General features: G+C 44.8%; 9 protein-coding genes, 3 tRNA genes and 1 other RNA gene. 7 read left to right on the forward strand and 6 right to left on the reverse strand.

Annotated features, from left to right (window positions below; translation table 11 throughout):
• The first annotated feature begins 129 nt into the window (after window positions 1-129).
• Window positions 130-481, forward strand: an RNA gene (gene rnpB / locus ABHC48_RS11390) — RNase P RNA component class A.
• Between the two features lie 257 nt (window positions 482-738).
• Here the strand turns inward: rnpB and ABHC48_RS11395 are convergent.
• The 3 genes from ABHC48_RS11395 to ABHC48_RS11405 form a co-directional block, all read right to left on the reverse strand.
• A complete protein-coding gene (locus ABHC48_RS11395; RefSeq protein WP_118578704.1) occupies window positions 739-1,176 on the reverse strand; it encodes an aspartate carbamoyltransferase regulatory subunit in 438 nt (145 codons plus the stop codon).
• A complete protein-coding gene (pyrB, locus tag ABHC48_RS11400; protein WP_195379401.1) occupies window positions 1,170-2,093 on the reverse strand; it encodes an aspartate carbamoyltransferase in 924 nt (307 codons plus the stop codon). Before pyrB ends, ABHC48_RS11395 begins: the two co-directional genes overlap by 7 nt.
• A 133-nt stretch (window positions 2,094-2,226) precedes the next feature.
• Window positions 2,227-2,616 carry a hypothetical protein gene (locus ABHC48_RS11405; RefSeq protein WP_118578700.1) on the reverse strand — a complete coding sequence of 130 codons (390 nt, stop codon included), beginning with the start codon at window positions 2,614-2,616 and terminating at the stop codon, window positions 2,227-2,229.
• A gap of 114 nt (window positions 2,617-2,730) precedes the next feature.
• Between ABHC48_RS11405 and ABHC48_RS11410 the strand changes: the two genes are divergently transcribed.
• From ABHC48_RS11410 to ABHC48_RS11430, 5 genes are all read left to right on the forward strand, one after another.
• Window positions 2,731-4,023: a folylpolyglutamate synthase/dihydrofolate synthase family protein gene (locus tag ABHC48_RS11410; protein WP_173735392.1), complete on the forward strand. Its 1,293-nt coding sequence runs from the start codon at window positions 2,731-2,733 to the stop codon at window positions 4,021-4,023.
• 129 nt (window positions 4,024-4,152) lie between these two features.
• Window positions 4,153-5,283: a prephenate dehydratase gene (gene pheA, locus ABHC48_RS11415; RefSeq protein WP_173771832.1), complete on the forward strand. Its 1,131-nt coding sequence runs from the start codon at window positions 4,153-4,155 to the stop codon at window positions 5,281-5,283.
• Between the two features lie 305 nt (window positions 5,284-5,588).
• A complete protein-coding gene (locus tag ABHC48_RS11420) occupies window positions 5,589-6,899 on the forward strand; it encodes an ATP-binding protein (protein WP_195379400.1) in 1,311 nt (436 codons plus the stop codon).
• A 211-nt stretch (window positions 6,900-7,110) separates the two neighbouring features.
• Complete coding sequence (locus ABHC48_RS11425) at window positions 7,111-8,646, forward strand: HD domain-containing protein (protein WP_195379399.1); 1,536 nt, start codon at window positions 7,111-7,113, stop codon at window positions 8,644-8,646.
• 11 nt (window positions 8,647-8,657) lie between these two features.
• Entirely contained in the window at window positions 8,658-10,817 is a 2,160-nt protein-coding gene (locus ABHC48_RS11430) for an RNA degradosome polyphosphate kinase (protein ID WP_347505537.1), read from the forward strand.
• A gap of 274 nt (window positions 10,818-11,091) precedes the next feature.
• Here ABHC48_RS11430 and ABHC48_RS11435 read toward each other — a convergent pair.
• The 3 genes from ABHC48_RS11435 to ABHC48_RS11445 all read right to left on the reverse strand — a co-directional run bounded on the left by ABHC48_RS11435 (window position 11,092) and on the right by ABHC48_RS11445 (window position 11,403).
• A tRNA-Glu gene (locus ABHC48_RS11435) sits at window positions 11,092-11,163 on the reverse strand.
• Between the two features lie 48 nt (window positions 11,164-11,211).
• A tRNA-Glu gene (locus ABHC48_RS11440) sits at window positions 11,212-11,283 on the reverse strand.
• Window positions 11,284-11,331: 48 nt separating this feature from the next.
• Window positions 11,332-11,403, reverse strand: a tRNA-Glu gene (locus tag ABHC48_RS11445).
• A gap of 467 nt (window positions 11,404-11,870) precedes the next feature.
• Between ABHC48_RS11445 and ABHC48_RS11450 the strand changes: the two genes are divergently transcribed.
• Window positions 11,871-13,796, forward strand: a complete 1,926-nt coding sequence (locus ABHC48_RS11450; protein WP_148462366.1) for a DNA gyrase subunit B — start codon at window positions 11,871-11,873, stop codon at window positions 13,794-13,796.
• Window positions 13,797-13,943 lie beyond the last annotated feature (147 nt).

Consider the following 13,943-nt stretch of genomic DNA (forward strand, 5'->3'; position numbering starts at 1 on the left):
GATGTGCTTGTAAGAAATTGAGGGTTACTGTTTACTCCGTTTACCGCAACCTTAACAGGTTATACGGCAGGAAGAAATGAGAAATAGTGCTTTACATCTTAAAGCAATAATGTTAAAATAGCACTTGCGCAAGCAGGCCAGGTGATCGCGGCTGGACAGACGAAAGGGTTCAGACGAGGAAAGTCCGGGCTTCACAGGGCAGGATGCCGGATAACGTCCGGTGGAGGCGACTCCCAGACCAGTGCAACAGAAATAAACCGCCATGGCTTGCCATGGTAAGGGTGGAAAGGCAGTGTAAGAGACTACCGCCGTCCTGGTAACAGGCCGGGCACATGTAAACTCCATTCGAAGCAAGACCGAGCAGAAAGCGATACGGCGGCCCGTCGTGCTTTCAGGTAGGTCGCTTGAGCCTTTCGGCAACGGAAGGCCTAGACAGATGATCACTCAACGACATAACCCGGCTTATCGGTCTGCTTGCGTATTTAAGAATCGGATTGTATCATACAATATGATATTTAACCTGGGAAGATTCAGTTCTGCTGGATTTTCTCAGGTTTTTTGCTTTATAGGAAATTACTCCGTAATGTTCCGATAAAGCAAAAAACGCTCCGCGAGGATGCGACCAGATGGACAGGAAATTTCACCGGAATTTTCTGTTACAAAAAAGTGGAAGCTGTATTCAGCTTCCACAATAAAATATCAATATTGTTATAAAAACCAATAATTTACAGAGACAACTTACTTATTTCTGTGACCGGAGTATTTCTCCTCACAATATTTACATCTGTAAACCTCATTCTCCTCATCTGCCAGAACAAACACCTGATCCAGTCCCTGCTCAATGGAAGTGATGCAGCGGGGATTCTTACATCTGATTACGTTTACAACCTGCTTCGGAAGACGAAGGTCTTTTTTCTCAACAATCTTCTCATCTTTAATAATATTTACGGTGATATTGTGATCAATGAAACCAAGGATATCCAGATCCAGATCTTCAATCGGGCACTCAACCTTGATGATGTCCTTTTTGCCCATCTTATTACTCTTTGCGTTCTTGATGATCGCAACGGTACAATCAAGCTTGTCAAGCTTCAGGTCATGATAAATAGTCATAGCCTTGCCGGCTTTGATATGGTCTAATACGAAACCTTCACGAAGTGCTCCAACATTTAACATGGCAGTTCCACCTCCAATAATGTAAGAATCAGGGCCATACGAACATATACACCGTACTGGGCCTGTTTAAAGTATGCAGCTCTCGGATCGCTGTCCACTTCAACAGAAATTTCGTTAACACGAGGAAGCGGATGAAGAATGTACATGTCATCCTTTGCAAGGGAAAGCTTCTGCTTGTCCAGTATGTAGAAATCCTTCATACGAACATAGTCTTCCTCATTGAAGAAACGCTCTTTCTGAACACGTGTCATGTAAAGAATGTCAAGCTCCGGAATTGCATCCTCCAGACGTTCTACTTCTATGAACTCGATGTTGTTCTTCTTCAGTACGTCTTCACGGATATAGCTGGGAATACGAAGCTCTTCCGGAGAAATCAGTACGAATTTAACATTGTTGTAGCGAACCAGCGCCTCGATCAGAGAGTGAACGGTACGTCCGAATTTCAGATCTCCGCACAGACCGATGGTAATGTTGTCAAGACGTCCCTTTAAGGAACGGATGGTAAGTAAGTCTGTAAGAGTCTGGGTTGGATGCTGATGACCACCGTCACCGGCATTGATAACAGGAATATTAGAAACCATAGAAGCTACCAGCGGAGCACCTTCTTTGGGATGACGCATAGCACAGATATCTGCATAGCAGGAAACAACACGAATGGTATCGGCAACAGTTTCCCCTTTCGCTGCGGAACTGGAATCTGCAGATGAGAAACCAAGAACCTTACCGCCAAGGTTCATCATAGCAGCTTCAAAACTGAGACGGGTACGGGTACTTGGCTCATAGAAAAGTGTGGCAAGCCGTTTGTCGTCACAGGTATGTGCGTATTTTTTGGGGTTTTTCTCAATATCGCTGGCAAGATCCAGAAGCTTCTCAAGCTCCGGAACACTAAGGTCCAGCGGACTCATTAAGTGTCTCATGATATACCTCCGTTATGAGTGTGTGGTTTTGGGGTAGAGTGTTACGGTTCACGAAAACTCTTTCAAAAAGGATCTTCTGTGAGTGGTAACGCAAAATCTCTTCGACCTATCATATACTACTTGGAATGATTTTTCAAGAAGATTTTGTAAGTATTTTTTCGAAAAACAGTCCAGTGAGAAACCAGACCGGGAGATAGTCCAGACGGATGATTCCTTTGTACTGATGGGGCACTCCGGAATAGTCCCAGGGGCACATGTGAAAAGCCTGCAGGATAGAACCGCTGGTAAATTCTGCCAGGTAAAATCCGGCAGTATAAAGGGAGCCGCGCAGAAGTGCCGGAAGGCTTTTCAGCTTTTTGTATACAGGCAGAATCAGGGATGCACAGCCATAAATGGGGAACATAAGAAGAGAGGTAGTGCCTTTCATGGAAGCATCTCCCCGGAGCAGGGAATGGAGCCCGGTCCAGAGAATCTCCAGACACAGGCCAGTAAAACCACAGAAGAGAAAAGGGTATTTTTTCATATGCTTGGTCTCCTTGGGTAAAATGATAAAAATAACATTCCCATTCTTGCTAAATTTATGCTGCAAGGTTATAATGGAGAGAAAAAGATATTTGATAAACGAGGAGCTTTTATTATGAACTATCAGGAATGCCGTGCATACATCGATGATTCGGCGAAATACGGTTCTGTGCTGGGACTTGATAATATGCGTGAAATGCTGGACAGGCTTGGAAATCCACAGGATGCAGTCCCTTATGTTCACGTAGCCGGAACCAATGGAAAGGGTTCCGTGATTGCTTATTTATACACCACTCTTACCCGGGCAGGCTATAAAGTGGGCAGATACATATCTCCAACTCTTTATTCTTACAGAGAACGTCTTGAGATTGCCGGTGAGAAGATCTCACAGGAAGATTTTGCAAAGTATGTGACAGAAATTTCCAGGTCAATTGATCAGATGACAGCGGTTGGCATGAATCATCCCACCCCTTTTGAGATTGAGACCGCAGCAGCGTTTTTATATTTTAAGGAAGAAAATTGTGATCTGGTCCTTCTGGAGACCGGAATGGGCGGTAATCTGGATGCCACCAATATTGTGAAGAATACCAAACTGGCTGTGCTGGTTTCTATCAGCATGGATCATATGTCATTTCTTGGAAATACCCTTGGAGAAATCGCAGAGAAGAAGGCGGGAATTATCAAACCTGGCTGCCTGGTTGTGACCACAAAGCAGAAGCCGGAAGCGGCACAGGTGATTGCAGATACCTGCAACAAGCTTCATGTACCCTGTGTGGTATCTGACCCTGATGAGGCTGTTTTGGAAAAAGAGAGCGTATTCGGTCAGACCTTTTCTTATAAAGGAGAGAAATTTGCAATTTCCCTTGCCGGTGTTTACCAGAAAGAAAATGCAGTGCTGGCATTAAACGCCCTTGAAGAACTGGACAGACTTGGCTGGACTACTACCATGGAACAGCGGAAGGACGGTCTTCTCCACACAAGCTGGAAGGGAAGATTTACGGTTATCAATAAAAAGCCTCTTTTTATTGTAGACGGCGCTCACAATGCCGGAGCAGCCGACAAGATGGCAGAATCTGTCCGGCACTATTTTAATGGGAAAAAACTGATCTATATTATGGGGGTTTTTGCAGACAAGGAATATAAGATTGTCCTTGAAAAAACAGCCCATTTTGCAGAAAAAATCTATACCATAGAGACACCGGATAATCCCCGTGCACTGCCGGCAGAGGAACTGGCGAAGGCGGCAAGGGTATATAATTCCAGTGCCGAGAGTACAAAAAGTATAAAAGATGCTGTAGAAAAGGCATTTTCCTGTGCAGGAGATGACGAGAACAGTGTGATTCTGGCATTTGGTTCACTTTCCTTTATTGGAGCGCTTACAAATGCGGTGGAAGAATATGTCGGATAAGTGTCAGGTACTGAAATGGCAGCGTGTTACTGGTCACGGAGTGAACAGTAATGGCAGTACATTGTGGAAATTGAAGTGTGCAGCAGCTGAATTTGCATGATTAAATACAAAAACTGGAGAGAAAACAATATGACAGATTTGCAGGAATGCAGACGAAAAATAGATGAAATTGACAATCAGATGGTGGAACTTTTTGAGAAGCGGATGAAGGTCTGCGAGGAGGTTGCAGAGTATAAGATCCATACCGGAAAGAAAGTGCTGGATCCGGAGAGAGAGCATGCCAAACTGGAAGAGATCAGGAAAAAAGCGCACGGTGAGTTCAACGAACTTGGAGCCCAGGAGCTTTTTCAGCAGATCATGGCCATCAGCAGAAAGCGTCAGTATCAGCTTCTCACCGAATATGGTCCGAAAGAAAAGGAAGACTTCCAAATGGTGGAGCAGCTTCCCAGAAATAATGTGACTGTTGTTTTCCAGGGGGTAGAGGGCGCCTACAGCTATGGAGCCATGCGCGCCTACTTTCAGGAAGACATTGAGAGCTATCATGTGAAGCTGTTCCGGGATGCCATGGAAGAAGTTGCAGCAGGAAGAGCAGATTACGCAGTCCTTCCTATTGAAAATTCCACAGCTGGGATTGTGGCAGATATTTATGACCTTTTGACAGAATATAATCTGTTTATCGTGGGAGAGCAGATCCTGAAGGTTGAGCATGTACTGCTTGGCCTGCAGGAGGCTGAGCTTTCCGATATTGCCGGGGTATATTCCCATCCTCAGGGGCTCGCCCAGTGTAAGGAATATCTGGAAGAGCATAGAGATTGGAAAACCACAGCCGTAACCAACACCGCCGCAGCGGCCAAAAAGGTCAGCGCAGATCAGGATAAGACTCACGCCGCAATTGCCAGCAGGGCTGCCGGAGAGATTTATAATCTGAAGGTTCTGGCAGAGAATATCTGCAAAAATGACAGCAATGTGACCAGATTTATTATTCTGGCAAAGAAACCGGTTTATGAGAACAACAGCTCCAGGATTAGTGTATGCTTCGAGGCACGTCATGCAAGCGGAACTCTTTACAATGTACTTTCCCATATGATCTATAATGGTCTGAATATGACCAAGATCGAGTCCCGGCCTATTCCGGGAAAAACCTGGGAATACCGTTTCTTCGTGGACTTCGAGGGAAACCTGCGGGACAGCGCGGTAAAGAATGCACTGCGGGGCATGGAAGCAGAGACCAGCTATTTGAAAATTCTGGGCAATTATTAGAGTGTGTTTGAAAAAGGCTTTCTGCAAAATCTCCCGCAAAGTGGGGCGTGCGGGAATGATTTTTCAAACACGCTCTAGAGCCGGTTATAGCTGCGAAGGCAGAGAGTGGCAGCAATTTCATTTATTGTTAAAATTAACCAAAGAATTTAAGAAAATTTTATCTGTTTTTAATATAAGAAAAGTAAAATGAAAAACGGTGCAAATGCGTGAGCCTGTATATCCGAAAGTATGCTGCCATGAATTGTGCGGGCAGCAAAAGGGAGAAGAGACACGTAAATGCGTCATGGAATTGAGAGGAAACAAAAATGGCAAGAACAGAAGAATGTATCCTTTACCGCAATTTCGACAACGGTGAGGTACTGGACATAATGACATCACTGATGAACAGCTATGAGGCTGGTGAAGAAGGCTTTGAGAATCGGAAAGAGGAATTTTTCCATATGGCAGGAAGCCTGGTGGAAATGGCAGGAATGTATGGGTTTTCCGGGAATCTGTGGCACACTTATCTGACACAGCTTCTTGTCAATCACGAGAATGCATTCAGTACCGCTTCCGAGATCAGAGGGGTAGTGGAGGGAAGCATTAACCATCTGGCTCTCCATGATTTTGGGATTTTCAAAGAACTTTATGACTTTGATCTTGCTGTTTTTGACAGTGCGTTTGGAACAGACTGTGCTGATTTTCTCTGTAATTATGTGAATACAGGATGTAACAGCAAGGTATACAACCAGCGTATCTGCGACAGAATCTGTGATATGAGCAAAACACTGGCAGAGGCTTCTACAGTGGAAGAGTTTATGGCAGATATGGTGCAGTTCTACAAAGATTTCGGCGTAGGTAAGCTGGGATTGAACAAGGCATTTCGTATTGAGCATGGCAAGGATGGCAAGCCGGTGATCACACCGATTACCAGAATCGCCCATGTGAATCTGGATGATCTGGTTGGATATGAAATCCCCAAGCAGAAACTGATCGAGAACACGGAGGCTTTTGTAAGAGGAAGAAAGGCCAACAACTGCCTGCTTTTTGGTGATGCAGGAACTGGTAAATCTTCCAGTATCAAAGGTATCCTGAACCGTTATTATGACGAAGGACTTCGTATTATCGAGGTGTACAAGCACCAGTTCCAGGATCTGAATGATGTGATCGCACAGATCAAAAACCGTAATTACAAATTTATTCTTTATATGGATGATCTTTCCTTTGAGGAATTTGAAATCGAATATAAATATCTGAAAGCAGTGATCGAGGGCGGTCTTGAGAAAAAGCCGGACAACATCCTGATCTATGCAACCAGCAACAGACGTCATCTTGTTCGGGAGAAATCCGGGGATAAGCTGGAGGTGGCAGACGATGAAGATCTGCATTCCTCCGATACTGTGCAGGAGAAGCTTTCTCTGGTTTACCGTTTTGGCGTGCGTATTTATTTTGGTGCACCGAATAAGAAGGAATTCCAGAATATTGTTACTACACTTGCAGAGCGCTATGGTGTTACAATGCCTGCAGAGGAGCTTCTGATGAAGGCAAACGCCTGGGAGCTTTCTCACGGCGGTCTCACTGGAAGAACGGCGCAGCAGTTTATTGATCATGTTCTGGGAACAAGTGAGGAACAGTAAAAGAATACCAGAGATTATCTGAAATTTATACCTGTGCAACCGAATTCGGGTGAAATCTCCCGCAAAGTGGGGCGTGCAGATTGCGGGAATGATTTTTTAAACAGGCTCTAGGTTTTGGCGAAAGCGGGCAGTACAATAGAAAAAGCTTTTGCTTGTGTCTGACTTACAGGCACAGATAGAAGAAATAATCCTTGGCAGGAGGGAAAAACGTATGGCAGTGACCACATTTGCGGCAATTGATATCAGTTCCTATGAGATCACCATGAAAATTTTTGAATTTTCCAAAAAGGGTGGTTTCCGGACTGTGGACGATATCCGGTATCGTCTGAATCTTGGAGTAGGGGTATATTCCGGCGGAACCATGGAAGTGGATAAGGTAGATACTATTTGTGAAGTACTTAACGACTTTAAGAGAATCATGGCAGAGTACGGTGTGAAAGAATACCGCGCCTGTACCACAAGTGTTTTCCGTGAGATGAAGAATCCGCTGATTATCATTGAACAGATTTTCAGAAGAACCGGAATTCATGTGGAGGTTTTAAGCAATGCCGAGCAGCATTTTCTGGGCTATAAATCTATTGCGGCCATTGAGAATGGTTTTAAGAAAATGATCCAGAAAGGAACCGCTATTCTGGATGTGGGTGGTGGAAACCTGCAGATTTCCCTGTTTGACAAAGATGCGCTTGTAACCACCCAGAGCCTGAAAATGGGAAGCGTGCGTATCCGTCAGCGACTGAAAGAGCTGGAGAAAACCAATACGAATTATGCACAGCTGGTGGAGGAGTTTATCCGTAATGACCTGACCGGGTTTAAGCGTCTTTATCTGAAAGACCGAGAGATAAAGAATTTGATCCTTATGGGGGATTTTCTTACTGAGACTATTTTCCGTGAGGAGAGACAGGACAACATTATTACACGGGCTGAGTTCGAGAAGCGGTATGAGAATACGGTTTATAAGACCGAGACTTCACTGTCAGAGGAAATGGATATTGATCCGGAGTATGCCGCTTTGATTGTGCCAACTATGGTTATCTGTAAAGATTTTATGGATCTTTTCAATGCAGAAGCGCTTTGGATGCCAGGTGTATCTCTTCTTGATGGTATTGCCTATGATTTCGGGGAAAAGAAGAATTTTATTAAGAGTGCACACAATTTTGAAAATGATATTCTGGTGGCAGCCAGAAACATTGCCAAACGTTATTCTACTGGAAAGGATCATATTAAGGGCACTACCGACCTTGCCCTGGCGATTTTTGACAACATGAAGAAAGTGCACGGAATGGGAGACAGAGAGCGCCTGCTTCTTCAGATCGCAGTGCAGCTTCATGACTGTGGCAAATATATCAGTATGGGAGATGTGGCAGAGTGCTCCTATCAGATCATTATGGCTACGGAGATCATTGGACTTTCCACAGAAGAACGTCAGATCATAGCAAATGCGGTGCGCTACAATACCGCAGAATTTGTTTATTACAGCGAGATCGCAGGAGAGGTCGGAATGGATCGTTCCGTATATCTTCTGATCGCCAAGCTGACTGCAATCCTTCGTATTGCAAATGCTATGGATCGCAGCCATTATCAGAAGGTAAAGAATATGAAGGCTATGCTGAAGGACAGAACTCTGCTTCTTACAGTTGATTCTGAGCAGGATATCTCCCTGGAGCTTGGACTTCTTATGGATAAAGTTGAATTTTTTGAAGAGGTATTTGGTATCCGTCTGGTATTCAGACGTAAGAGAAAAGTGTGAGGAGGGGCACAATGGATCTGAAAAATTTTGAAAAACCGGAGTATTTTGTGAACAGGGAGTTGAGCTGGCTGAAGTTTGACGACCGTGTTCTCTCAGAAGCAAGAGATAAAAGTCTGCCATTGTTTGAAAGACTGAAATTTACCAGCATTGTATCTTCCAATCTGGATGAGTTTTACATGGTTCGTGTGGCTTCCCTGAAAGACCAGGTTCATGCTGGTTATGAGAAAACAGATATTGCAGGAATGGGACCAAAAGAGCAGCTGAAGGAGATCAGTGTCCAGACACATGAACTCGTCCGTTCCCAGTACAGCACTCTGAACCGTTCCCTTCTTCCGGCACTTGAGAAGGTGGGGCTTCATCTGGTGATGGAGCACGAGAAATTAAACGAAGAACAGCAGGAGTATGTGGACCGTTATTTCGAGGATAATGTTTATCCGGTTCTTACCCCTATGGCAATGGATTCTTCCAGACCTTTCCCATTGATTCGAAATAAGACATTGAATATTGGCGCCTTGATCTCCAAGAAGGATAAGAAAAAGGGCAAGGATGTACTGGTATTTGCTACTGTCCAGGTGCCGTCTGTACTGCCGCGTGTGGTTGTTATTCCATCCGGGGATAAAGAGGACACTACTGTGATCCTTCTGGAGGAGATTATCGAGCGCAATATTGACAAGCTTTTCCTTGGATATGATGTGGTTTGTGCACATCCTTACCGTATTATGAGAAATGCGGATCTTTCCATCGATGAGGACGGGGCGGAGGATCTTCTGGTGGAAATCCAGAAGCAGCTGAAGAAGCGCCAGTGGGGTGAGGTGATCCGCTTGGAAGTGGAGGATAAGACGGACTCCAGACTTCTTGGCATTCTGAAAAAGGAATTTGACATTAAAGAAGAGGATATTTTCTATATTAACGGACCACTGGACCTTACCATGCTGATGAAGGTTTATGGACAGGATGGCTTTGATCAGTACAAAGAGCCGAAATATACCCCTGCTGTAGTGCCTGCATTTGCAGATACCAGCAAGGATATTTTCCAGGTGATCCGTGAGGGTGATGTGTTCTTACACCATCCATACATGAGCTTTGATCCGGTGGTAAATTTTGTGCGCCAGGCGGCAAAGGATCCGGATGTACTTGCGATTAAGCAGACGTTGTACCGTGTCAGCGGAAATTCCCCGATCATTGCAGCACTTGCCCAGGCAGCGGAGAATGGCAAACAGGTTTCGGTTCTGGTAGAGCTGAAAGCACGTTTTGATGAGGAACATAATATTGTGTGGGCGAAAATGCTGGAAAAAGCAGGCTGTCATGTTATTTATGGTCTTGTTGGCCTGAAAACACACAGTAAGATTACTTTGGTGGTTCGCCGTGAGGATACCGGAATCCGCCGTTATGTCCATCTGGCAACTGGTAACTATAACGACTCTACTGCAAAGCTTTATACGGACTGCGGCATTTTTACCTGTGATGAGCGCTTCGGCGAGGATGCAACTGCAGTGTTTAACATGCTTTCCGGATATTCTGAGCCGAAGAACTGGAATCGTCTGATCGTGGCACCAATCTGGATGAAGGATCGTTTCCTGAAGCTGATCGAGAGAGAGGCAGAGCACGCGAAGAAGGGAATGCCGGCTATGATCGTAGCGAAGATGAACTCTCTTTGTGATCCGAAGATCATTGCAGCTCTTTATCATGCATCTTCCTGTGGCGTGCAGATTTACCTGCTGATCCGAGGCATCTGCTGTCTGAGAGTGGGAATCCCGGGTGTGAGCGAGAATATCCATGTGCGTTCTATCGTAGGAAACTTCCTGGAGCACAGCCGTATCTTTTATTTCCACAATAATGGCAGCGACGAGATTTATATGGGAAGTGCGGACTGGATGCCACGTAACCTGGACCGCCGCGTGGAGATCGTTTTCCCGGTTGAGGACGAGCAGATCAAGAATGAGATCAAGCATGTTCTGGATCTGGAGTTCCGTGATAATGTGAAAGCTCATATTCTTCAGCCTGATGGAACCTATGAGAAGCAGGATAAGAGAGGCAAGCTTCTGATTAATTCCCAGATGGAGTTCTGCAGGGAAGCCACTGAGAAAGCAGAAGTGTTAAAGAAAAAAGAGAAACATGAAAATTCCAGAGTCTTCATCCCGGCAGAACCGGCTGAGGATGTGGAAGTGTAAGAAAGTGAATTAGGAAAAATAAGGAAAGCCGCTGTATTGTAATGTGAGATTGCAGTATGGAGAAATGCAGAAGTTGATGCCGATGCACTTGCTTTCGAAGATTTTCAGTAAAAAGAATTAAGATTCTGACTTCTAAAGTCTGAATCCAGACGCCGCAAGGTTGACGAAAAAAGTCGCTTTGCGGCGTCTTTTTGCACAAAAAGAGAAGGCATAACCCAGGCAGGAATATATTCAAACAACAAAAAAACTTCCGAATCACTTCGGAAGTTTCTAGCAGCCAGTACGAGAATCGAACTCGTGTTTTCGCCGTGAGAGGGCGACGTCTTAACCCCTTGACCAACTGGCCATGTAAGTGGTATGCTTAACATATATATTCAATTTGTAGAAAAGAGAGCAGCCAGTACGAGAATCGAACTCGTGTTTTCGCCGTGAGAGGGCGACGTCTTAACCCCTTGACCAACTGGCCATGTAAGCGGTTCGCTTAACATATGTATTCAATTTGTGGAAAATAAAGCAGCCAGTACGAGAATCGAACTCGTGTTTTCGCCGTGAGAGGGCGACGTCTTAACCCCTTGACCAACTGGCCTTGTCAACCGACTCGCTTAGTATATCTTACTTTGCAGGAGAATGCAAGCACTTTTTTTATTTTTTTTGCGAAAAATTGAAAAACTCCGAAAAAAGCCAGGAAATAAGCGGGTTCGCGGTGTCAAAAAAATTTTGAACAAAATAGAAAAACCAAATTTTACTTGCAAAAATACCATAAACTGGGGTATGATATAGAACGAATGTTTGAACAGAAGATAAGAATGGAAAAGAAGCGGACGTATTGTCCGCTTTTCACAACCATTGGAATAAATGCTGAAGCCCAGACAGTGCATCATGAAATGTAGAGCTGTAAATGAAATGAGCAGTTGTTTCGTGCACTTACAAGTTGATTCCTCGAACAATCCTGTCGGTACACTGGATGCATAAAAGAAGAATATGGGACAGCAGAGCCTGAAGTTACTGTTCACTGGTAACAGTCTGAATGATAGTAAGAAAGGAATTAACACCATGGCAAAGAAAGACACTTACGACGCGGGTAGTATTTCTGTCCTGGAAGGATTAGAAGCTGTTCGGAAACGTCCGGGAATGTACATCGGAAGCGTATCCAGAAAAGGTCTGAACCACCTGATCTATGAGATCGTGGACAATGCGGTAGATGAGCATCTGGCCGGTTACTGTTCTGAAATTGAAGTAACATTGGAGAAAGACGGCTCCTGTACGGTCACTGATAATGGACGCGGTATTCCGGTAGATATGCATGCGAAAGGGGTATCTGCAGAGCGTCTTGTATTTACCACCCTCCATGCAGGCGGTAAATTTGACAACTCTGCTTATAAGACAAGCGGTGGACTTCATGGCGTTGGTTCTTCCGTTGTAAATGCCCTGTCCACATATCTGGATATTAAGATCAGCCGTGATGGATTTGTACATCACGATCATTATGAGAGAGGTATTCCCACGATTGAACTGGAAGAGGGACTTCTCCCCAGACTTGGCAAGACCAGACAGACCGGAACCTGCGTCAATTTTCTTCCGGACCCGGAGATTTTTGAGAAAACAAGATTTTCATCCACAGAAGTAAAGAGCCGTCTCCATGAGACTGCATACCTGAATCCCAACCTTACCATTCATTTCATGGATCTTCGTGGCGATACTCCTGAAGATATCACTTATCATGAGCCAGATGGAATCGTGGGATACATCAAAGACCTGAATCACAATTCCGAAGCTCTCCACGAACCGATTTATCTGAAAGGAGAAGCCGATGGAATCCAGGTAGAAGCAGCATTTCAGTACACCAACGAATTTCGTGAGAACGTACTTGGCTTCTGCAATAATATTTACAATGCAGAAGGCGGCACTCATCTTACCGGATTTAAAACAACCTTTACAACGGTGATGAATACTTACGCTCGTGAGATCGGTATTCTGAAGGAAAAAGATGCTAATTTCACAGGAGCAGATATCCGTAATGGAATGACAGCAGTTGTTTCCATCAAGCACCCGGAGCCACGCTTTGAGGGGCAGACCAAGACCAAGCTGGACAATCAGGATGCAGCCCGTGCCACGGGAAAAGTAATGTCTGAGCAGCTGGTACTCTATTTTGACCGAAACCTGGAAACCTTGAAGACCATTTTGTCCTGTGCGGAAAAAGCTGCCAAAATCCGTAAGACAGAGGAGCGTGCCAAGACAAACCTTCTCACCAAGCAGAAATATTCCTTCGATTCCAATGGAAAGCTTGCCAACTGCGAGAAAAAAGATCCTTCACTTTGTGAAATCTTTATCGTAGAGGGAGATTCTGCTGGCGGCTCTGCAAAGACTGCCAGAGATCGTAATTATCAGGCAATCCTTCCGATCCGCGGTAAGATCCTGAATGTGGAGAAAGCCACCATTGACAAGGTGCTTGCAAACGCAGAAATCAAGACTATGATCAATGCATTTGGATGCGGATTTTCCGAAGGCTATGGAAACGACTTTGATATCACCAAACTTCGTTATGACAAGATCGTGATTATGGCCGATGCGGATGTGGATGGTGCTCATATTTCCACACTTTTACTTACTTTATTCTATCGTTTTATGCCGGAACTGATCTATGAGGGACATGTTTATATTGCCATGCCCCCTCTTTACAAAGTAATGCCGAAGAAGGGTGCCGAAGAGTACCTGTATGATGATAAGGCACTGGAAAAATACCGCCGCAGTCACAAGCCGGGAAGCTTTACCCTCCAGAGATACAAAGGTCTTGGAGAGATGGATGCCCAGCAGCTTTGGGAGACAACCTTAAATCCGGAAACCCGGAGAATGAAACGGGTGGAAATTGAGGATGCCCGTATGGCTTCCAGCGTGACGGAAATCCTGATGGGAAGCGATGTGCCGCCAAGAAAGGCATTTATTTACGAGCATGCAACTGATGCAGAACTGGATATTTAAGAAGGCTGAAATCCGAAAGAGCAGAATTTTTCGGACGAAAAAGCAGAATATGGTCTGAACGTAATATAGAAGAGTATTTTGCAAGAGGAGAACCTCAGATTTTAGCTTGGAGTGTGTTTGAAAAATGCTTTCTGCAAGATGTGCGTC

This window comes from Ruminococcus sp. 1001136sp1 (genome assembly GCF_039841815.1).
Lineage (GTDB): Bacteria > Bacillota > Clostridia > Lachnospirales > Lachnospiraceae > Blautia_A > Blautia_A faecis.